Source organism: Actinomadura sp. NPDC023710, assembly GCF_040639875.1.
GTDB classification, from domain to species: domain Bacteria; phylum Actinomycetota; class Actinomycetes; order Streptosporangiales; family Streptosporangiaceae; genus Spirillospora; species Spirillospora citrea.
Genome location: NZ_JBFAGB010000013.1, coordinates 206859 through 226542, shown reverse-complemented (window position 1 = coordinate 226542; position 19684 = coordinate 206859). Strand labels below are relative to the sequence as shown.

Below are 19684 nucleotides of genomic sequence, written 5' to 3'. Positions count from 1 at the left end.
CTGGTGGCGGGCGTGGTGTACGACCCGGTGCGCGACGACATGTTCACCGCGTCCCTCGACGGCGCCACCTGCAACGGCGAGCCGATCCGCAGCCGGGGCGCGACCCGCGACGAGACCGCGGTGCTCGTCACCGGCTACCCCAACGCGCGGGAGATGCATCGCCGCGGAGAGGAGTCGCTGCGGGACTTCGGTTCGCTGGTGGACGCGTTCGCCACCGTCCGCCGTCCGGGCAGCGCCGCCCTCACCCTCGCGCACGTCGCCGCCGGATGGGCGGACGTGGCGTACGGCACGTCCGTCAACGCGTGGGACGTCGCGGCGGCCGTGCTGCTGGTCAGGCAGGCCGGCGGCACCTACCTGCCGCTGGGCGGGGAACCCGGCGGCGACGACTGGAAGGCCCCCGGCTACCTCGCCTGCGTGGGCGGCTTCGACCTGGACGGCTCCGTCATCGCCGAGGTCGCGGGACTCGTGAACGCCGGTGAGCCGGCATGAGCGCCACCGAGCTGCGGACCGTCGACTGGATCGTCACCGACCTGGACGGGACCCTCGTCGGGCGCGACCTGCGGATCGTCGAGCCGAGCCTGGCCGCGCTGCGCCGCTTCATCGCCTCCGGCGGCACCGTCGTCATCGCCACCGGGCGCGGCGAGGAGGCCGCGCTGCCGTACTACCGGACGCTCGGCCTGACCACCCCCGCGATCCTGTACAACGGGGCGCGCGTGGTCGACCTCAGCACCGGCGCCGTCCTGCACCGGCGCTGCCTCGGCGTCGCCGCCTGGGCGAAGCTCACGCTGCAGTTCGCCGAGCTGCCCGCCGGGGTCTGGCCGGTCGCCTTCACCAACGGCCGCGCGCACACCGCGGGCTCCTCGCCCGCGCTGCGGGGGTACGCCCGCCGCGACGGGATCGAGCTCCAGCGGATCGGCTCGTGGGGCGACCTGCCGTTCGACGACATCGTCAAGGTCATGCTCATCTGCGACCGCCCCGAGCTGATGGATCCGACCGAGGAGGCGGTCTCGGCCGCCGTGTCCGGCGTCACCCTCGTCAGGTCCGAGAGCACCTACCTGGAGGTGCTGCCCACGGGCGCGACCAAGGGCACGGCGCTGCGCGAGCTGGCCGCGGCCCGGGGCGTGGCCCTGAGCGCCGTCGCGGCGATCGGCGACAACCCGAACGACCTGGACATGATCCAGGCCGCCGGTCTCGGCGCCGCCGTCGGGGACGGCGCCGAGACCGTCCGGGCCGCCGCCGACGTGGTGGTGGGCCCCTGCGCCGAGGGCGCCGTGGCCGACCTCGTGGCCCGCGTCCTGCCGTGATCCTGATCGTCGTCCCCACCAGGCGATGCTAGGCTAACGTACTAGTTCGTCCATTGGAGAGGGGCGCACGGTATGCGCAGGTCGATCGCGACCGTGTCGCTCAGCGGGTCGCTGGCCGACAAGCTGACGGCCATCGGGGCCGCAGGGTTCGACGGGGTCGAGATCTTCGAGAACGACCTTCTCGGCAGCGACATGAGCCCCGAGGACGTGCGCCGCAGGGCGGCGGACCTCGGGCTCACCATCGACCTCTATCAGCCCTTCCGCGACTTCGAGGCGGTGCCACCCGACGTCCTCGCGGCCGGGCTGCGGCGCGCGGAGCACAAGTTCGCCGTGATGGAGCGGCTCGGCGCCACGCGGCTGCTGGTCTGCTCGAACGTCTCCCCCACGGCGATCGACGACGACGTCCTCGCCGCCGAGCAGCTGAGGCTGCTCGCGGAGCGCGCCGCGGAGCACGGCGTCGACGTCGCCTACGAGGCGCTCGCCTGGGGGCGGCACGTCGACGACTACTTCCACGCCTGGCGGATCGTGCGCGCGGCCGACCACCCCAACCTCGGGCTGTGCCTGGACAGCTTCCACATCCTGGCCCGCGACGTCGACCCGTACGCGATCCGGACGATCCCGGGCGACAAGATCTTCTTCGTGCAGCTCGCGGACGCGCCGTCGCTGCCGATGGACGTCCTCTACTGGAGCCGGCACTACCGCTGCTTCCCCGGGCAGGGCGACCTCGACGTGGCGGGGCTCGTCGACCACGTCCTGCGGACCGGGTACGACGGCCCGCTGTCGCTGGAGGTCTTCAACGACATCTTCCGGCAGGCCGCCGCGATGCGCACCGCGCAGGACGCCATGCGGTCGCTCATCGCCCTGGAGGAGGTCGTCCAGCGGGCGGGCGACGCGCCGCGCCTGGGCGGAGCCCTTCCCCCTCCGCTCGCGCCGACCGGGTTCGCGTTCGCCGAGCTGGCCGCGCCGTCCGCCGGGCCGGTCGGCGAGCTGCTGGGCGCGCTGGGGTTCGTCCGCGGCGGGCGGCACGCCGGCAAGCCGGTGGAACTGTGGGAGCAGGGGGCCGCGCGCATCCTGGTGAACAGCGGGAGCGCGGAGGGCCAGGAAGGTCCCGCGCTCGCCGCCGTCGGGCTGGAGTCGCCCGACCCGGCGGCGTCGGTCAAGCGCGCCGAGGCGCTCCTGTCGCCCGTCCTGCCCCGCCTGCGCGGCCCGCGGGACGCGCCCCTGGACGCCGTCGCGGCCCCGGACGGGACCGAGGTGTTCTTCTGCCGCACCGCCCGGCCCGACCATTCCAGCTGGACCGACGACTTCTCGCGGGACCGCCGTCCCGCCGGTGAGGCGGCAGGCGAGATCACCCATATCGACCATGTGGCGCTGACCCAGCCCTGGCACCACTTCGACGAGGCGTCGCTGTTCTACCGGAGCGTCCTCGGGCTCCGGCCGCATGACAGCCTCGAACTGCCCGACCCCTACGGGCTGATGCGAAGCCGCGCGGTCTCCACCGAGGACGGCGGAGTGCGGGTGGCGCTCAACGTCGCCTATGTCGGGGCGCACGACGGCAGGTACGACCTGGCGTGGCAGCACGTGGCGCTGGCGAGCGCCGACATCGTGGCGACCGCGCGGCGGGCGCACGCGGCGGGGGCGGCGACGCTCGCCATTCCGGACAACTACTACGACGATCTCGAAGCCCGGTTCGACCTCGGCGCGGAACGGCACCGGCTGCTCCGGGAACTCGGACTGCTCTACGACCGGGACGAGCAGGGGGAGTTCCTGCATTTCTACACGGCGACGATCGGCCGGGTGTTCTTCGAGATCGTTCAGCGGCTGGGCGGCTACCGGGGATACGGCGCGGTCAACGCGCCGGTCCGGCTGGCCGCGCAGCACGCCCGGCGAACCCGCCGCGCGCCACAATAGGATCTGGTCCGTCAGCCACCACCTTGCGGAGTCACATGTCGACGCGGTCCGTCACACCCGCCTCGGGAGAGCGTCAGCGCGACGCCGACCGCACCCGGGCGGAGATCCTGGACGTCGCTCAGCGGGAATTCGCGCGGCACGGTTACGCCGGCGCCCGGGTGGACGACATGGCGGCGCTCATGCGCACCACCAAACGGATGATCTACTACTACTTCGGCGGCAAGGAAAAGCTGTACCTCGCCGTGCTGGAGAAGGCCTACGCCGAGGTCAGGAAGCTGGAATCGGCCATCGACGTGCGCCATCTGGCGCCGGTGGAGGCGATCCGGACGCTGGCGGAACTGACCTTCGACCACCACGAGGCGCATCCCGACTTCATCAAGCTCGTCAGCATCGAGAACATTCACCAGGCCGAGCACCTGCGCGAGTCGCGCATGCTCGCCGATCTCAGCGGGCCGGTCGCCGACCTCATCTCGCAGATCCTCGACGCCGGCCGCGCGAGCGGCGACTTCGTGGCCGAGGCGGACGCCGTCGACGTGCACATGATGATCAGTTCGTTCTGTTTCTTCCGGATCGCCAACCAGCACACGTTCGGCGTCCTGTTCGGCCGCGACATGACGGCGCCCGAACACCGGGCGCGTCACCGCGAGATGATCGGCGACATGGTCGTCGCCTATCTGACCGGAGCCGGACGCGGAGGACTCCGGGAGGGCGGGAACTAGCGGTCGCGAGATCGACGGTCAGCCGATCTCGTCCGGAAAGCATCGGCGGCCATGGCGGGGCTCACTGGGCGACGATCTTCCCGGTGCTCTGCGGGAAGACGGGGTCGTTGTAGCCGGTTCCTGGCGACCGTGGACGAGAGGACCCTGGAGCAGGGCGCCACGGGCAACATGAACCACCCGGGGCACGGCTCGTTCCACCCGGTGGCCGGGTGCCAGTACTACGACGGCGGACGCGCCTGGCTCACCACGCTCGGCCACGACGCCGAGGCGTTCACCGACGACGGCAGCGCCTTCGCCGGGGCGAAGGAGTTCCAGAGCCTGCTGCTCAACGGGATCGAGTCCGCGATGGGCGAGAAGCCCTTCTGCCGCTGACGCCCGGAGCACCGGCGCCCTGCGGCCGGCGGGCGGGAACAGGGGACCGCGCCTCATCGCCCGGAGGCGCGGTCCCCCGTGCCCACCCGCATCACAGGCCCAGGTAGATGCGGCGGACGCGGACGTCGTCGCGCAGTTCGCGTGAGGTGCCGGTCATGGCCACCTCCCCGTTCTCCATGACCACGCAGTCGCTCGTGGCCTCGAAGGTCAGCTTGGCGTTCTGCTCGACCAGCAGCAGGCTCAGCCCCTCCTCGCGCAGCCGCAGCAGCACGGCGAGGATGTCCTCCACGAGCTTCGGCGACAGCCCCATGGACGGCTCGTCCAGGAGGATCAGCCGCGGCCGGGCCATCAGCGCCCTGCCGACGGCCAGCATCTGCTGCTGCCCGCCGGACAGGGCGCCGGCGAGCCGGGACCGCATCTCCGCCAGCACCGGGAACAGCTCGTAGACCCCGGCGAGGGCCTCCCTGGTCCCGGTGTCGCGCCACGACCGGGCGTAGGCGCCGAGCATCAGGTTCTTCTCGACGGTGAGGCCGGGGAAGACGTGCCGCCCCTCGGGGACGTAGCCGATGCCGTGCCGGACGACGTCGCGCGCCCTGACCTTCGCCAGGTCGGTGTCCCCGAAGGTGACGCGGCCGCCGCTGCGCGGCACCAGCCCCATCAGCGCCTTGAGCGTGGAGGTCTTGCCCGCGCCGTTCGCGCCGATGATGCCCACCGACTGGCCGGGCTCGACGGTGAAGCCGATCGAGCTGACCGCGCAGACCCCTCCGTAGTGGACGGACAGGTCCTCCACCGTCAGGGTCGCGCCCTCCCTCCTCGGGGGCGTCTTCTCGTCCCGGGCTCCGGCGGAGGTCGTGTCGGCGTTCATGAGGTCACCTCGCTGGTGTCCGGAAGGGGCATCCCGGCCATGGCGGAGTCGCCGAGGTAGGCCTCGATCACCGCGTGGTCGGCGACCACCTCGGCGGGCGTGCCCTCGGCGATCACCGAGCCGCCGCCGAGCACGGTGACCCGCTCGCACAGCGACATCACCAGGCCCATGTTGTGCTCGATGAGCACGACGGTGACGCCGCTGTCGCGGATCGACCGGACGATCTCGGCGAGCTGGCGGACCTCCTCGCCGTTCAGCCCGGCCGCCGGCTCGTCGAGCAGCAGCAGGCGCGGCCCGGCCGCCATGGCGCGGGCGATCTCGATGCGCCGCTGGATGCCGTAGGGCAGCGAGCCCGGCGCGGCGCCGGCGAACCCGGTCAGCCCGAAGCGGTCGAGCAGCTCGTCCGCCCGCCGGTGCAGCCGGCGCTCCTGCCTCCAGACCCCGATGGGCCACAGCGCGTACCGCCAGATCGCCCGGGTGCGGGACCGGTCCAGCGCGACCAGGAGGTTGTCCCGGACGCTCAGCTCCCCGAACAGGCGCAGGTTCTGGAAGGTGCGGGCCACGCCCAGCATGGAGAGCCGGTACGGGCGCGAGCCCGACACGACCCGCCCGTCCATGAGCACCCGGCCGCCGGACGGCCTGTAGAAGCCGCTGATGACGTTGAACAGCGTCGTCTTCCCCGAGCCGTTCGGGCCGACGATGCCGCGGATCTCCCCGCGCCGCACCGTCAGCGAGACGTCCTTGAGCGCCTTGAGACCGCGGAAGTGCTTGGCGATCTCCCGGATCTCCAGCAGCGGTTCACCGCCCGGCCCGGTGCCGCTCGCGGCATCGGCGGCGTCCACCGGCTCGTACGGGCGGAACGGGCGCAGCACGGCGCGTTCGGCGGTCCGGCCCCGGCGGCGGTGCACCAGGGTCCTCACCCGCGCCGGGACCCCCGCGAGCCCCGTCGGCGCGAACACCACCATGAGGACCACGACGGCGCCGAAGCCGAGCTGGGCGTAGGTCGGGTGGTCGACGAGCTGCTCGCGCACGAGCGTCAGCCCGACCGCGCCTACGACGCAGCCGACGAGGCTCTGCCGTCCGCCGATCACCACCATGGCGAGCAGCAGGAACATGTTGGCGATGTTGAAGGTGTCGGGCGCGACGTAGCGGATGAGCCCGGCGTAGAGGATGCCGGCGAGACCGCCGAAGACGCTGGAGAGCATGAACGCGGTCATCCGCAGCAGCGGGATCTCCGCGCCGACGGCGCCGGCGGCCAGCGGGTCGTCCCGCATGGCCATCATCCTGCGGCCGAGCCCGGTCCGGACGACGAACAGCCCGAACGCCAGCGCGCCCGCGAACACCACCACTTCGAGGTAGTAGTACAGGTACTCGCTGGACAGGTCGACGCCGAACATCGGCGGGACGGGGATGGCGGAGATGCCCTCCGCGCCGCCGGCCAGCTCGGCGTTGGTCGTCCAGTTGATGAACCCCAGCGCGAGGCCGAGGGTGACGATGCCGAGGTAGTGCGACTGCATCCGCAGCGCCGGGATGCCGACCAGCAGTCCGATCAGGCCGGTGGCCACGAGCGCGATCAGAGCGGCGGGCCAGAACCCGAGTCCCTTGTCGGTGGTGAGGATCGCGGTGGCGTACGCGCTGACCCCGAAAAAGGCCACCTGGGCGAGGTTGATCTGGCCGGCGATCCCCATGGCGAGGCCCATGCCGATGGCCAGCAGCGCGAACACCAGCGCGATGTCGACGACATGGATGGCGTAGCCGCCGAGCTGGTACGGCAGCAGCCAGGCGACCAGGACGAGCGCGACGAGCGTCGCGAGCCCCGGGGTGCGGCGGTGGCGGAGAAGGGCGTTCATGCGCGGCTCACCGTCGTCTCGCCGAAGAGGCCGGTCGGCCGGATCATGATGGCCACGGTGAACACCAGGAACACCACCAGTTCGGAGTAGCCCTGGAAATGCCCCGCGGCGAACGAGTCGAGGATCCCGATGAGGAAGCCGCCGGCGATCGCCCCGGGCACGTTCCCGCAGCCGCCGAGCATGGCGGCGGCGAAGCCCTTGATCCCGATGGTCCCGCCCATCGTCGGGTTCACGTACAGCAGCGGGCCGACGAGCCCGCCGGCCAGCGCGGCGAGCCCGGCGCCGACGGCGAAGGCGATGGCGTTGCTGCGGCCGACGTGGATGCCGACCGCGGTGGCCGCCTCGTGGTCCATGGCGACCGCCTGCATGGCGGCGCCCATCTTCGTCCGCTGGAGGAAGCCGACGAGCAGCAGCACCGCGAGCGCCGCGATGAGCAGCACGACGAGGTCGTAGGTGCGCACGCGCAGCCCGAGGAACTCCAGCGGAGCGGCCTTGACCGGGGACGCGACGGCGCGGCCGGTGGCGCCCCAGATGAGCACCGCGACGGCCTGCAGGACCATCCCGAAGCCGATCGTGCCGATCAGCATCAGGGTGAAGTCCCTGTTCTCCAGCGGGCGCAGGACCCGCTCGATGAACAGGCCGATGAGCGCGGTGATCCCGATGGCCAGCGCCATGGCGAGCGCGAAGGGCAGCCTGCTGGACATGGAGAAGGTGGAGGCGGTGTAGGCGCCGATCATGAGCACGTCGGCGTGCGCGAAGTTGACCAGGCCCATGGTGCGGTAGACGAGGGAGAACCCCATGGCGACGAGGGCGTAGATCGCGCCGAGGCTCAGCCCGCCGATGAGTGTCTGGAGGAAGACCTGCATGGCTCTCTTTCTGACGCGGGCCGGCGGAGGGGCCGGCCGGGGACGGGGCGGGCGGCCGGGCACCGTGCTCGGTGCCGGCGTCCGGCCGCCGACGCCCGTCCGGTCGCCGGATCAGGTTCCGGCCTCGACGACCGTCCCGTTCTTCATGATCCCGATCGTGGTGGCCTTGATGCCGACCCCCGTCTCGTCGTAGGCGAAGTCGCCGAGCAGGCCCTGGTACCGCACCGCGCGGATCGCGTCGGCGAGCTTCCGCCCGGTCGCGACGCCGCTGTTCTTCAGTGCGGTGAGCAGGATCTGCGCTCCGTCGTAGGCCTTGGCGCCGTGCAGTTCGGCGTCCTCGCCGTAGGCGGCCTTGTAGGCGGCCGCGAACCTCTTGGACGCCTCGCTCACGTCGTTGCTGAGGTAGGGCGAGCTGACGATGGTCCCCTCGGCGTTCTTGACCCCGGCCGTGTCGCGGTACACCGGGGTGCCCTGCGGCGCCGCGCCGGCGAACGGCACGGTGATGCCGAGGTCGCGGGCCTGCTTGACGATCAGCCCGGACTCCACCTCCTCGGCGCCGAGGAAGACCACCTCCGGCGACCTCTGCCGGATCTTGGTGAGCTGTGCGCTGAAGTCCTTCTGGTCGGTGGTGACGACCTCGTCGGCGACGGGCTTGAGGCCCCGGTCCCCGAGCGCCTTGAGGAAGGCGTCGTGCTCGCCCTTGCCGTAGGACCCGTTGTTGCTGATCATCGCGATCTTCTTTATCTTCTTCTGATCGACGACGTACTTGGCCAGGGTCTCGTCGTAGGTCGTGCTCGTGGGTCCGTTGAGGAAGAGGAACGGGCTCTTCAGGGCCACCATGCCCGGCGACTGCCCGGAGGCGATGTTGGGGATCTCCGCCTGCCTGAGCGAGGGCGCCATGGCGATCGTGACGGCGCTCTCCGCGGTGCCGAGCATCGCGATGTACCCCTGGCTGTCGATCTTGCGGGCGAGGTTCGTCCCGACCGTGGGGTCGCCCTGGTCGTCGAAGACGGCCAGCTGGATCTTCCTGCCGTTGACGCCGCCCTTGGCGTTCCACTCGTCGACGGCGAGCTTGACGCCCTTGTGCTCCCACTTGCCGAGCGAGCTCAGCTGCCCGCTCTGGGCGTCAACGACGGCGATCTTGATCGGCCCGCTGCCGCCGGAGCCGGAGTCCTTCGACTCACCGGGGGCACCGCACGCCGCGGTCAGGCCCGCGGCGAGGACTCCGGCGGCCAGGGCGGTGACACGGAGTCTGGGGATGTTGAACATTGCTTCACCTCGGTGGGTGGCTGTCGGGGTGGGTGGGGGTCGGTCGGCTCAGATGGCGGGCAGCGCGGGGTGGCCGCTGCCGTCCGGGAAGACACCCTGGTAGATGTCGTTGATGTTCCAGTGCCCGGGTGTGGGCACGGGCTCGTTGACCATGGGCACGTCCAGGACCGCCGGGCGGCGCGCGCCGACGGCCGCGCGCAGCGCCGGCAGCAGTGCCTCCGGCGCGTCGATCCGGTGGCCGTCGGCTCCGCACGCCTCGGCGAAGGCGGCGAAGTCGGGGCTGTAGGGCCGGCCGTCCGGGTCGCGGAACTCGCAGCCGTAGCCCGCGCCGAAGTTGGCGGCCTGCAGGTCGGCGATCGTGCCGTGGGCGCGGTTGTTCATCACCACGAACACGACCGGCAGTCCCTGCTCGACCGCCATCGGGACGGCCGGCAGCTGGGCGCTCATGCCGCCGTCGCCGACCAGCGCGACCACGACCCTGCCGGGCGCGCCGATCTGCACGCCGACGGCCGCGGCGGGGCCGAAGCCCATGGTGGACGCGCCGCCGGGGGTGATGAAACGCCCCTCGGCGGGCAGCTCGTAGCACTGGGCCACGCCGTTCTTGTTCCAGCCGACGTCGGTGACCAGCACCGCGTCGGCCGGGAGCGCCTCCCGCAGGTCGGCGAGGATGCGCTCGGGCCGGAGCGGGAAGTCGGCGCCGCGGCCGCGCTCGCGGCTCTGCGCGAACAGATCGGAGCGGGCGGCGCGGATGCGCTCGCGCAGCTCCGGGCGCGCCACGGGCTCGGGCCGGACGGCCCGCACGGCCTCCTCGACCGCCTGGACGGCGAGGGTCACGTCCGCGACGGCGCCGATCTCCACCGGATAGTTGCGGCCGATCTCCGCCGGGTCGATGTCGATCTGGATGAGCCGGCCCGGCGCCGCGCCGTCCGCCGGGCCGGCGGCGCCGAGGTTCCAGGTGTGGCGGGGGTCCCACGAGCTGGCGTCGGTCTCGGCGAACCGGGTGGCGAGGGCGAGCACGACGTCGGCCGTGCGGGCGTAGTCGTTGGTGGTGCGCAGCCCCCAGAAGCCCGGCATGCCGAGCAGCAGCGGGTGGTCGTCCGGCACGGTGCCCTTGCCCATCAGCGAGTGGACCATGGGGACGTCGAGGTGTTCGGCGAGGGCGAGCAGGGCGCGGCGGCCGGTCTCGCCGCGCAGACCGCCGCCGAGGTAGATCAGCGGCCGTTCGGCATCGGCGAGCCGCACGGCGATCCGCTCGGCGACGTCGGCGGGCAGGGCGGGCGCCCCCTCGTGCGCCGGGAGCGGGTGCTCGGCCGGGGCGACGGGCCGTGAGAACAGGTCCATCGGCACGTTGAGCAGCACCGCACCGGGACGTCCGGAGGAGGCCGTCCAGAACGCCCGCTCAGTGAAGCGGGCGAGGTCCTCGGCGCGGTGGACGTGCCAGGCGCGCTTGACGAAGGGCCGGTAGACGGCGGTCTGGTCGGCGTCGGCGTGGAGGTTGACCTCCTGGTGCGGGTGCCGGCCGTGGTAGTAGGACGGGACGTCGCCGGCGATGGCGACCAGCGGCACCGAGTCCAGCGCGGCGGTGGCCACGCCGGTGACGGCGTTCATCATGCCCGGCCCGACGTGGACGAGCAGGACGCCCGGCCTGCCGGAGGCGCGGGCGTAGCCGTCGGCGGCGTGCGCCGCGGCCTGCTCGTGGCGCGCGATGACGAAGGTGATGGGGCTGCGGCTCAGCGCGTCCAGCAGGGCGATGTTGGTGTGGCCGCAGGTCCCGAAGACGTACTCCACGCCGTAGCCTTCGAGCTGCCGGACGAGCGCCTCCGCCGCGGACACCGACACGGCGCTGTCGTCACGGGGGTGGACGTCCACGGTCATGAGGCGTTCTCCTCGGTTCGGGGCAGGCTGATCCAGGTCTTGCCGGCGATGCCGGCCGCCCGCGCGAACGCCGCGGGCGCCTCGGCGAGCTCGAAGCGCTCGCGCAGCACCCTGCCGGGGTGCAGGTCGTGCTCGGCGAGCGTCGCGATCGTGCGGGGGAAGTCGGCCGGGTGGTCGTAGATGAGGCAGCCGCGCAGGGTCAGGCGGCGCTGCACGAGGGTGAAGGTGGAGAGGCGGGCGGGACGGCCGCCCTGCCCGACGGCGATGAGGGAGCCGCCCGGGGACGTGCGCTCCAGCGCCCGCTCGAACGCCTCCGGGGCGCCGGAGGTCTCGATCACCACCGGGAAGGTCGTCCCGGACGGCGGTTCGGAGGCGTCCTCGGCCCCGAGCTCCCGTGCCAGCGCCCGGCGCCCGGGGTGGGGCTCGACGACGAAAGGGACTCCCCCGGCATGCGTGACGGCCACCGAGACCAGCAGCCCCTGGGAGCCCGCGCCGACGACCAGGCACCGGTCCCCCGGAGCGAGGCCGCTCATGCGCACGGCGTTCAGCGCCACCGTGAACGGCTCCACGCAGACGACGTCGGTGTCGTCCCAGCCGTCCGGGACGGGCCAGGTGAAGCGGGCCGGGACGGCGACGCGCTCGGCCAGCAGACCCGGCTCGGAGATGCCGGCCGCCCGGCGGTTCCCGCAGCCCGCCGTGGCACCGGTCCGGCACGGCGCGCAACGCAGGCACGGATAGTTGGGTTCGACGACGACGCGCTGCCCGGGGAAACGGTCGGCGACCCGCTCGCCGGCGGCCACGACGACGCCGAACGCCTCGTGCCCGAGCACCCACGGCAGGGCGGGCACCGGGCGGTGGCCGGAGACGACCGCCAGGTCGGAGCCGCACAGCCCGACCCCGTGGACCGCGACGACGACCTCGTCCGGGCCGCAGGCCGGCTCGGGCCGGTCGTCCACGACCGCCACCGTCTCCGGCGCGAGGAGCGCGACCGCCTTCACGCGGCGCCCCACAGCGAGGTGCCGCGAAGCATCAGCGTCTTGACCACGGTGTAGTCCTCGATCATGCAGCGGGGCGACTCGCGCCCGAAGCCGGAGTCCTTGACGCCGCCGAAGGGCACGTGGTCCAGGCGGTAGTTGGACGAGCCGTTGACGACGAGCCCGCCGACCTCCAGCTCGCGCCAGGCCGTGACGATCCGGTCGAGGTCGCGGGTGAACAGGCCCGCCTGGAGGCCGTACCGGCTCTCGTTGCACTGCTCGACGACGCCGTCGAAGTCGTCGAACGGCATGACCGCGACCAGCGCGCCGAAGACCTCCTCGCGCACGAGCGAGGCGCCGGGCGGCGGATCGGCCACGACCGTCGGCAGGGCGGTGGCCCCCTCCCGCCGGCCGCCGAGGAGCACGCGCGCCCCCTGCTCGGCGGCCTCCGCACTCCAGCGCACCACCCGTTCGGCGGCGTCGTCGTCCACCATGGAGCCGACGTCGGTGCGCGGATCCAGCGGATCGCCCACGGTCAGCGACTCCACCTCGGCGGTGAACCCGTCCAGGAACTCCTCGAAGCGCGAGCGGTGGACGTAGACGCGCTGGACGGAGATGCAGCTCTGGCCGGAGTTGCTGTAGCCGGTGCGGGAGCAGATCCGGGCGGCCCCGGCGATGTCGGCGTCCTCGCACACGATCGTGGCGGCGTTCCCGCCCAGTTCCAGCACCAGGCGCTTGGCCCCGGCCGCCCTGGCGACCGCCGCCCCGGTGGCGGCGCTGCCGGTGAAGCTGATGACGGCGACCTCCTCCGCCGCGCACAGCTCGGCGCCGACCGCGCCGTCCCCGTGCAGCAGCTGGACGGCCTCCACGGGCATGCCCGCCTCGACCAGCAACGCGACGACGGCCGTGGAGACGGCGGGGGCCTGCGGCGGCGCCTTGACGATCGTGGTGTTGCCGGCGGCGAACGAGGCGCCCAGCTTGTGCGCGAGAAGGTTCGCCGGCGCGTTGAAGGGGGTGATGGCGAGCGCCACGCCCGCCGGGGCCCGGTAGGTGAAGGCGGTGTCGGCGACCCCGCGGGCCCACCCGGCGACCGGAAGGGTCTCTCCCCCGATCTGCCGCGCCTCGGCCGCGCAGACGGCGAACGTGTCGGCCACACGGTCGATCTCGCCCCGGCCGTCCTTGACGGGTTTGCCCAGCTCGAGGGCGAGAAGCCGGGCCAGGTCGTCGCGGTTGCCGGTGGCGGCGCGCGAGGCCCGCTCCAGCACGTCCGCCCGCGAGGCGGGCGCCAGCCGCGCCACGGTCCGGGCGTAGGCGCGCGCATGGCCACGGACGGCGGCGACCTCGGCGGGCCCGGCGGCCGGCGCCCGGCTGACCGTCGTGCGCAGATACGGTCCGACGCGCTCGCTCTGCGGACCGTCCGTACTCCACCGGCCCCCGATGAGGGCCGCCGCCTGTACCGGCCCGCCCTCCGCGGCCGCCGCGAGCACCGCTTCCAGCATCCGTTCCTCCTGATCCGCTAAGCGGTCTATTCGTGCCATCATGCGGACTTCGCGTTAACGTAGGGGCCACCGCCGGATGCCGGCAAGGGCCGCGATGGAGGAACTTGCGCGGCACGACTCGGCCACGGAGACTCGTGCACGGCGCTCCACCTCCACCGCTCGTAATGTTCGAACCAGTGAGTTAGTTATAGGTGACCGGGCTCACAAGGGGAAGGGCGCGCGGGAAAATCATCGCGAGATGACCCAGAAAGACCGACCGATGGTCCAACTAGACCGCTACATGGACCGCGTGTAACGTACGAACCGTCCCCCGCCCCAGGGGCGCGGTCTTCGCCGGTTCCGCGTCCCCTCGACGGCGGAAAACCCGGGACACTCGTGCTTCCACGTCCCGGACCAGAATCGGGGAGAACCAGTGAGCCCAGCGAAGAAGAACGGCGGCGACCAGGCGGCCGACGCCGGGGGCGTCCGCAGCGTCCAGCGCGCCGTCGAGATCATGTCCTTGCTCGGCGAGGAGCGCCCCGTCATCTCGATCCGCGAGATCGTCGAGGCGACCGGCCTGGCGAAGACGACGGTCATCCGGCTCGTCCAGACGCTGGAGCAGAACGGCCTGCTGTGGGCCGCCCCCAACGGCTACCTTCCCGGGCCCGGCCTGTGGCGATGGGCGCACCTCGCGCGCAGCAGCTGGGAGCTGCCGCCGGAGACCCGCAAGTTCATGCGGGACCTCGGCGCCCGCCGCCGCGAGACGGTGAACCTCTACATGGTCCGCGACATCTACCGGGTCTGCGTCGCGCAGCAGGAGAGCCCCCAGCCGCTCCGGCACGTCGTGCACATCGGCGACGAGCTGCCGCTCTGGGCGGGCGCGTCCTCCAAGGTCCTGCTGCGCGACGCCCCCGAGCCCCTCCTGCGCCGCGTCGCCGTCGCCTCCCCCTACGGCGAGGGCCACGTCAAGCGGCTGCGGGAGTGGATCGACGAGGCCGCCCACCGGGGCTGGGCCGACAGCCACGGCGAGCGCGAGGACGGCCTGTCCGCCGTCGCCGTCCCCGTCCTCGGACGGTCCGGCACGGTCGTCGCCGCCCTGTCGCTCAGCGGTCCCACGGTCCGCTTCCCCGAGGAGATCGTCGAGCAGTACGCCGCGGATCTGCGCCAGGTGGCGAAGGAGATGTCCGAACGCGGTTTCGACCACCCGCTCAGCCCCGCGCGCTGAACCCGCGCGGGGCCGGTTCCAAAGGAGCAACCGCATGCCAGAGCGACCGCTCAGCGGCGTCCGGGTCCTCGACCTGACCAACGTCCTGGCCGGACCGTACTGCAGCTACCAGCTGATGCTGCTCGGCGCCGAGGTCGTCAAGATCGAGGTGCCGGGGCAGGGCGACCTCGCCCGGCACCTCGGTCCGGACGCCGAGCTGAACCGGACCGGCATCGGCGCCTCGTTCCTGGCGCAGAACGCGGGCAAGAAGTCCGTCGAGACCGACCTCAAGGACGCCGCGGGCCGCGCCGAGTTCGAGGACATGGTCCGCGGCGCCGACGTGCTCCTGGAGAACTTCCGCGCCGGCGTCCTGGCCAGGCTCGGCTTCGGCTGGCCGCGGCTGCGCGAGCTGAACCCCCGGCTCGTCTACTGCGCCATCTCCGGCTTCGGGCAGACCGGCCCGATGAGCCAGGCCCCCGCCTACGACCAGATCATCCAGGGCCTCTCCGGGATGATGAGCATCACCGGGACCAGCGACACCGCCCCGCTCCGGATCGGCTTTCCCGTCTGCGACACCGTGGGCGGGCTCACCGCGGCCCTGCATATCTGCGCCGCCCTGGCGGGCCGCGACCGCACCGGAGAGGGAACGTTCCTCGACGTCTCCATGCTGGAGTCGGCGGTGTCCGCCATGGGCTGGGCGATCTCCAACTACCTCGTCAGCGGCGTCCCGCCCGAGCCCATGGGCACCCAGAACGCCACCGCCGCCCCCTCGGGCACCTTCGAGACCTCCGACGGTCCCCTCAACATCGCCGCCAACCGCCAGCGGCAGTTCGAGACACTGTGCGCCCTCATCGACCGGCGCGACCTCCTCGACGACCCGCGCTTCACCGACCGGGAGCAGCGCAAACTGCACCGCGACGAACTGACCGGCGAGCTCAACCTCGCCCTGCGCCGCCGCACCGCCCGCGAATGGGAGGGGATGCTCAGCACGGCCGGCGTCCCCGCCGCCCGCGTCACCACCGTCCCCCAGACGGTCGACCTGGACCAGCTCGACCACCGGGGCTTCTTCACCGAACTCCCGTTCCCCGACGACTCCGGACGCGTGTTCAAGGTCGTCGGCAGCGGCGTCCTGCACGACGGCGAACCGCTGCGCCCCACCGGCCCCCCGCCCCTGCTCGGCGAGCAGAACCCCGAGCGCGGTGCCCTGGCGGGCCGCTGGAACGGCCGGAACGCCGCCACCCCGTGACCGACCGTCGAGCGCAGGAGGCTCCCGTGAACGACATCGACCCGACGGGCGCCGTCGCGGAATGGTGGGCGACCGCCATCACCCGCATGGAACCCGGCGTCATCGAACTGCGCGGCCGCCCAGTCCAGGACCTCATCGGCACCACCGGCCTCACGTCCATGATCTGGCTGATGCTGCGCGGAGACCTCCCCGCCCCCCGGCAGGCGGCCCTGCTGGAGGCGGCGCTCGTCGCCGCCGTCGACCACGGCCCCCAAGCCCCCTCGATCGCCATCGCCCGCATGGCCGCCACCTGCGGCGTCGGCCTCAACAACGCCGTCGCCAGCGCCGTCAACACCCTCGGCGACACCCACGGCGGCGCGGGCGAACAGTGCGTCCGGCTCCTGGACGACGTCCTGCGGCGCGAGGCCGCCGGCCTCGACCTCCGCACGGCGACCGAGCAGACCATCGCCGCCTGGCCGCGCCACCTCCCGGGATTCGGCCACCGCTTCCATCCCCGCGACCCCCGCCGCGACCCGCTGATCGGCCTGGTCGAGGACGCCGTCCGCGACGGTGTCGTCCCCGGCGACCACCTCCGCGCCGGAACGTCGGTGGAGACCCTCCTCGCCGAGGGCCGCGACAGGCCCGTCCCGATGAACATCGACGGCGCCACCGCCATCATCTACGCCGAACTCGGATTTCCCGCCCCGCTCGCGCGCGGCCTGTTCGTCCTCAGCCGCAGCATCGGCATCCTCGCCCACGCCTGGGAGGAGACCCAGAGCGGCCGGCGCAACAAGGGCCCCATCCCCCGCACGATCCTCCCGGCGCAGCCTGGACGCACTGACACGGCCTGAAAGCCTCTTCAGGCATCGCCTCCCCATCGGGGCCCGCATACCGGGCGAAAGTCATCTCGTCTCCTTGCGGGAGCCCCGCCCGCGCCCGAACCATCGGCCTGGTCGCGCCTTTGTCCCCCGTGCGAGCTACCGGCGAATGTCCTCCGTGCGGGGAAGATCGCGGGGTCGCCGACTCCCTAGCGTTCGTCCTGGCCGAGCTGATCGGTCCGAGGAAGCCCGCGGAAGAAGTCTTGCAGAGGAGCCGGCATGCGGTCGTTGAAGCAACTCCTGCCCGTCGCAGCGGTCGCTTTCGTTGGCGGCCAGGGCCTCATGGCCGTCAAGGACAACGCACTTCTGAGCCTGGTCCTCGGTGTCGCGACGGCCGCGCTCGCCGTGTTGGTGTACGCCCGGATGGTGCGGTGGTCCGAGCGCCGCGCACCTGACGAGGTCGCCGCCGAAGGCGCCACCGCCCGTACCGTCCTGGGGACCCTGATCGGGTTCGGGTGGTTCGCGGCCGTCATCGGGAACATCGCCTTCCTCGACGGCTACCGGGTCGACGGCTTCGGGACGGCGACGGGCCCGGTCGGCCTGTTCGGCTTCATGGCCGCCGCCGCCGTGACGGAGGAACTGATGTTCCGCGGCGTCCTGTTCCGGGTCGTCGAGGAGCGCGCCGGCACGTGGACGGCGCTGGCGCTGACCAGCGTGCTGTTCGGCCTGTGGCACATGCTCAACCCGGACGCCACCGTGTGGGGCGCGGTCGCCATCGCGGTCTCGGCCGGCGGAACGCTCGCCGCCGTGTACGCCGCCACCCGCAACCTCTGGGTGCCGATCGGACTGCACTTCGGCTGGAACTTCGCCGAGGCCGGCGTCTTCGGCACCGAGGTGTCCGGCAATGGCAGGACGGAAGGGCTTCTGCGAGGCGTGACGTCCGGACCGGACCTGCTCACCGGCGGCCGGTTCGGGCCGGAGGCGAGCCCGTACACGGTCGTGTTCGGCGTGCTGCTGACGATCGCCTTCATGTGGCTGGCCCACAGGCGGGGCAACCTGGTTCCCCGGAGGCCCGGCGCCCGCGGGGCCGCGGCCGCTACCCTCGCCCAGTGATCGATCTGCGGCGGGCCGAGGCCCTGTGGCGGAGTCGGAACGTGATCGTCCGCGATCTCCCGCTCGCGCTCCTGCTCATCGTCATGTCGTTCCTGCCGGTGCTCCGCGGCCATGAGACGCATGTCGGCGAACTTCCGGCCCGTCCCTTCGACGCGCTGGCCATCGCGGCGCTCGCCCTCCACTGCCTCCCGCTCGCGGTGCGCCGGCGGTGGCCGGGCGCGTGCCTCGTCCTGGTGTCGCTCGGATTCGTCGTCGCGGAACTCCGCGGGTACCACATGGTCGCGGGTACCGCGTTGCCCATCGCGCTGATGAGCGCCGGCGCCCACCTGGAACGCCACCGGCGTATCACCGTGATCGTCCTGTCCGCCGCGTACGTGCCGCTGGCCGTCGCGCTCCACCGGCTCGGCGGGGCCGAGCATCTGGACGGGTACGTGATCTTCTACCTTGCGCTGGCCGTCGTCTGGGGCATCGGGTCCTGGCTGCGTTCCACCCGCACCGCCGAGGCCGAGCGCCGCCTCCGCATCGCCGAGGCCACCCGTGCCGCCGAACGCACCCGCATCGCCCGCGAGCTCCACGACGTCGTGACCCACCATGTGACGGCGATGGTCGTGCAGGCCGAGGCGGCACGGTACCTGACCGGCGCGCCCGATCGGCTCGACGCGACCCTGAACGCCGTCTCCGATACCGGACGGCGCGCCATCACCGACCTGCGGCATCTGCTCGACCTGCTCAACCCCGACCATGGCACCCCGCCCCGAGACGACGCCGGGACGGAGTCCACCGGCGACCTCCGCACCCTCGTGGAGCAGACGCGTAAGGCCGGGCAACCGGTGGAGTTCACCGAGGAGGGCGAGCCCGCCGAGTCCGCCGGCAGCGCCGAGCTGGTGGCGTACCGGGTCGTGCAGGAGGCCCTGACCAACGCCCTCAAGCACGCCCACGGCAACCGCACTTTCACCCGGGTGCGCTACGGCGAGAAGGAGATCATCGTGCAGGTCGGCACCGACGGTCCCGGAAAGCGGATCGGGACCCCCGGCGGGAGCGGGCGGGGCCTGGCCGGGCTCCGCGACCGGGTCGGCGCTCTCGGCGGCGAGTTCAGCGCGGGCGCGGAGGCCGGCGGCGGTTTCGTCGTGCGGGCGCGCATCCCGACGGGGAGCCCGTCGTGAGCGCACCCGTCCGGGTGCTGGTCTGCGACGACCAGGCGCTGATCCGCACCGGCTTCGCGACGATCATCGATGCCCAGCCCGACCTGGAGGTGGTGGGCGAGTGCGGGAACGGGCGGGCCGGGGTCGACCTCGCCCGCCGCCTGAACCCGGACATGGTGGTGATGGACGTCCGGATGCCGGTGCTCGACGGCATCGGAGCGACGCGCCTGCTGGCCGGCGCCGGGGTCGAGGACCCCGTCAAGGTGCTCGTGGTGACGACGTTCAACCTGGACGAGTACGTGTACGAGGCGCTGCGCGCGGGAGCGAGCGGGTTCCTGCTCAAGGACGCCCCACCGGCGCAGATCCTGCACGGCATCCGCACCGTCGCGGCCGGGGCCGCTCTGCTGGCGCCCGAGGTGACGCGGCAGCTCGTCGGCAGGTACGCGGCGCGGATCCGGCCCGCCCCCGGCACGGCGGACGACATCGCGCTGACCTCGCGCGAACTGGAGGTGTTGCGCCTCATCGCCAACGGCCTTTCCAACCGCGAGATCGCCGCGACTCTGGTCCTCAGCCAGGAGACCGTCAAGACCTACGTGTCGCGCATCCTCACCAAACTCGATCTGCGCGACCGCGTGCAGGCCGTCGTCTACGCCTACCGCAACGGCCTGGTCACCTGACCTTCCGCCGCTGGATCGGCTC

General features: G+C 72.6%; 18 protein-coding genes. 11 read left to right on the top strand and 7 right to left on the bottom strand.

Going from position 1 to position 19684, the window contains the following annotated elements; translation table 11 throughout:
- From AB0H37_RS17700 to AB0H37_RS17680, 5 genes are all read left to right on the top strand, one after another.
- Positions 1 to 489: inositol monophosphatase family protein (locus tag AB0H37_RS17700; RefSeq protein WP_360613758.1), on the top strand; the 489-nt coding region annotated here is incomplete at its 5' end.
- Positions 486 to 1304 carry a Cof-type HAD-IIB family hydrolase gene (locus tag AB0H37_RS17695; protein ID WP_360613756.1) on the top strand — a complete coding sequence of 273 codons (819 nt, stop codon included), beginning with the start codon at positions 486 to 488 and terminating at the stop codon, positions 1302 to 1304. The genes AB0H37_RS17700 and AB0H37_RS17695, both read left to right, overlap by 4 nt.
- A gap of 72 nt (positions 1305 to 1376) precedes the next feature.
- Entirely contained in the window at positions 1377 to 3215 is a 1839-nt protein-coding gene (locus AB0H37_RS17690) for a TIM barrel protein (protein ID WP_360613754.1), read from the top strand.
- Between the two features lie 35 nt (positions 3216 to 3250).
- The gene (locus tag AB0H37_RS17685) at positions 3251 to 3934 is read left to right on the top strand and encodes a TetR/AcrR family transcriptional regulator (RefSeq protein ID WP_360613752.1); all 684 of its coding nucleotides are present in this window, start codon (positions 3251 to 3253) and stop codon (positions 3932 to 3934) included.
- 129 nt (positions 3935 to 4063) lie between these two features.
- Positions 4064 to 4306, top strand: a complete 243-nt coding sequence (locus AB0H37_RS17680) for a hypothetical protein (RefSeq protein ID WP_360613750.1) — start codon at positions 4064 to 4066, stop codon at positions 4304 to 4306.
- A 91-nt stretch (positions 4307 to 4397) separates the two neighbouring features.
- On the opposite strand, the gene AB0H37_RS17675 is transcribed toward AB0H37_RS17680, so the two are convergent.
- From AB0H37_RS17675 to AB0H37_RS17645, 7 genes are all read right to left on the bottom strand, one after another.
- Positions 4398 to 5171 (bottom strand): ABC transporter ATP-binding protein, encoded by a 774-nt coding sequence (locus AB0H37_RS17675; protein WP_360613748.1) that lies wholly within the window; start codon positions 5169 to 5171, stop codon positions 4398 to 4400.
- Positions 5168 to 7021 (bottom strand): branched-chain amino acid ABC transporter ATP-binding protein/permease, encoded by a 1854-nt coding sequence (locus AB0H37_RS17670; RefSeq protein WP_360613746.1) that lies wholly within the window; start codon positions 7019 to 7021, stop codon positions 5168 to 5170. Before AB0H37_RS17670 ends, AB0H37_RS17675 begins: the two co-directional genes overlap by 4 nt.
- The gene (locus AB0H37_RS17665) at positions 7018 to 7887 is read right to left on the bottom strand and encodes a branched-chain amino acid ABC transporter permease (protein WP_179835480.1); all 870 of its coding nucleotides are present in this window, start codon (positions 7885 to 7887) and stop codon (positions 7018 to 7020) included. The genes AB0H37_RS17670 and AB0H37_RS17665 overlap by 4 nt, the downstream gene beginning before the upstream one ends.
- Before the next feature lie 111 nt (positions 7888 to 7998).
- On the bottom strand, positions 7999 to 9156 hold the full coding sequence (locus AB0H37_RS17660) for an ABC transporter substrate-binding protein (RefSeq protein WP_360613744.1): 1158 nt from the start codon (positions 9154 to 9156) through the stop codon (positions 7999 to 8001).
- 48 nt (positions 9157 to 9204) lie between these two features.
- Positions 9205 to 11031, bottom strand: coding sequence for a thiamine pyrophosphate-binding protein (locus tag AB0H37_RS17655; protein WP_360613742.1), 1827 nt, complete (start codon positions 11029 to 11031; stop codon positions 9205 to 9207).
- Positions 11028 to 12029 carry an alcohol dehydrogenase catalytic domain-containing protein gene (locus tag AB0H37_RS17650; RefSeq protein WP_329089703.1) on the bottom strand — a complete coding sequence of 334 codons (1002 nt, stop codon included), beginning with the start codon at positions 12027 to 12029 and terminating at the stop codon, positions 11028 to 11030. The genes AB0H37_RS17655 and AB0H37_RS17650 overlap by 4 nt, the downstream gene beginning before the upstream one ends.
- The gene (locus AB0H37_RS17645) at positions 12026 to 13504 is read right to left on the bottom strand and encodes an aldehyde dehydrogenase family protein (protein ID WP_360613740.1); all 1479 of its coding nucleotides are present in this window, start codon (positions 13502 to 13504) and stop codon (positions 12026 to 12028) included. Before AB0H37_RS17645 ends, AB0H37_RS17650 begins: the two co-directional genes overlap by 4 nt.
- Before the next feature lie 412 nt (positions 13505 to 13916).
- Between AB0H37_RS17645 and AB0H37_RS17640 the strand changes: the two genes are divergently transcribed.
- From AB0H37_RS17640 to AB0H37_RS17615, 6 genes are all read left to right on the top strand, one after another.
- Positions 13917 to 14708 (top strand): IclR family transcriptional regulator, encoded by a 792-nt coding sequence (locus AB0H37_RS17640; RefSeq protein ID WP_360613738.1) that lies wholly within the window; start codon positions 13917 to 13919, stop codon positions 14706 to 14708.
- 34 nt (positions 14709 to 14742) lie between these two features.
- Positions 14743 to 15933 (top strand): CoA transferase, encoded by a 1191-nt coding sequence (locus tag AB0H37_RS17635; RefSeq protein ID WP_360613736.1) that lies wholly within the window; start codon positions 14743 to 14745, stop codon positions 15931 to 15933.
- 26 nt (positions 15934 to 15959) lie between these two features.
- Complete coding sequence (locus AB0H37_RS17630; protein WP_329089695.1) at positions 15960 to 16763, top strand: citryl-CoA lyase; 804 nt, start codon at positions 15960 to 15962, stop codon at positions 16761 to 16763.
- A gap of 246 nt (positions 16764 to 17009) precedes the next feature.
- Positions 17010 to 17843: a CPBP family intramembrane glutamic endopeptidase gene (locus AB0H37_RS17625; RefSeq protein ID WP_329089693.1), complete on the top strand. Its 834-nt coding sequence runs from the start codon at positions 17010 to 17012 to the stop codon at positions 17841 to 17843.
- A complete protein-coding gene (locus AB0H37_RS17620) occupies positions 17840 to 19006 on the top strand; it encodes a histidine kinase (RefSeq protein WP_360613734.1) in 1167 nt (388 codons plus the stop codon). The genes AB0H37_RS17625 and AB0H37_RS17620 overlap by 4 nt, the downstream gene beginning before the upstream one ends.
- Positions 19003 to 19662 (top strand): response regulator transcription factor, encoded by a 660-nt coding sequence (locus AB0H37_RS17615; protein WP_329089689.1) that lies wholly within the window; start codon positions 19003 to 19005, stop codon positions 19660 to 19662. The genes AB0H37_RS17620 and AB0H37_RS17615 overlap by 4 nt, the downstream gene beginning before the upstream one ends.
- The last annotated feature ends 22 nt before the right edge of the window (positions 19663 to 19684 follow it).

What these genes read in the sequence shown, in the direction of transcription:
- AB0H37_RS17695 (WP_360613756.1), top strand. Translation starts at nt 486, where the DNA reads ATGAGCGCCACCGAGCTGCGGACCGTCGACTGGATCGTCACCGACCTG.
- AB0H37_RS17690 (WP_360613754.1), top strand. Translation starts at nt 1,377, where the DNA reads ATGCGCAGGTCGATCGCGACCGTGTCGCTCAGCGGGTCGCTGGCCGAC.
- AB0H37_RS17685 (WP_360613752.1), top strand. Translation starts at nt 3,251, where the DNA reads ATGTCGACGCGGTCCGTCACACCCGCCTCGGGAGAGCGTCAGCGCGAC.
- AB0H37_RS17675 (WP_360613748.1), bottom strand. Translation starts at nt 5,171, where the DNA reads ATGAACGCCGACACGACCTCCGCCGGAGCCCGGGACGAGAAGACGCCC.
- AB0H37_RS17670 (WP_360613746.1), bottom strand. Translation starts at nt 7,021, where the DNA reads ATGAACGCCCTTCTCCGCCACCGCCGCACCCCGGGGCTCGCGACGCTC.
- AB0H37_RS17665 (WP_179835480.1), bottom strand. Translation starts at nt 7,887, where the DNA reads ATGCAGGTCTTCCTCCAGACACTCATCGGCGGGCTGAGCCTCGGCGCG.
- AB0H37_RS17660 (WP_360613744.1), bottom strand. Translation starts at nt 9,156, where the DNA reads ATGTTCAACATCCCCAGACTCCGTGTCACCGCCCTGGCCGCCGGAGTC.
- AB0H37_RS17655 (WP_360613742.1), bottom strand. Translation starts at nt 11,031, where the DNA reads ATGACCGTGGACGTCCACCCCCGTGACGACAGCGCCGTGTCGGTGTCC.
- AB0H37_RS17645 (WP_360613740.1), bottom strand. Translation starts at nt 13,504, where the DNA reads ATGCTGGAAGCGGTGCTCGCGGCGGCCGCGGAGGGCGGGCCGGTACAG.
- AB0H37_RS17635 (WP_360613736.1), top strand. Translation starts at nt 14,743, where the DNA reads ATGCCAGAGCGACCGCTCAGCGGCGTCCGGGTCCTCGACCTGACCAAC.
- AB0H37_RS17625 (WP_329089693.1), top strand. Translation starts at nt 17,010, where the DNA reads ATGCGGTCGTTGAAGCAACTCCTGCCCGTCGCAGCGGTCGCTTTCGTT.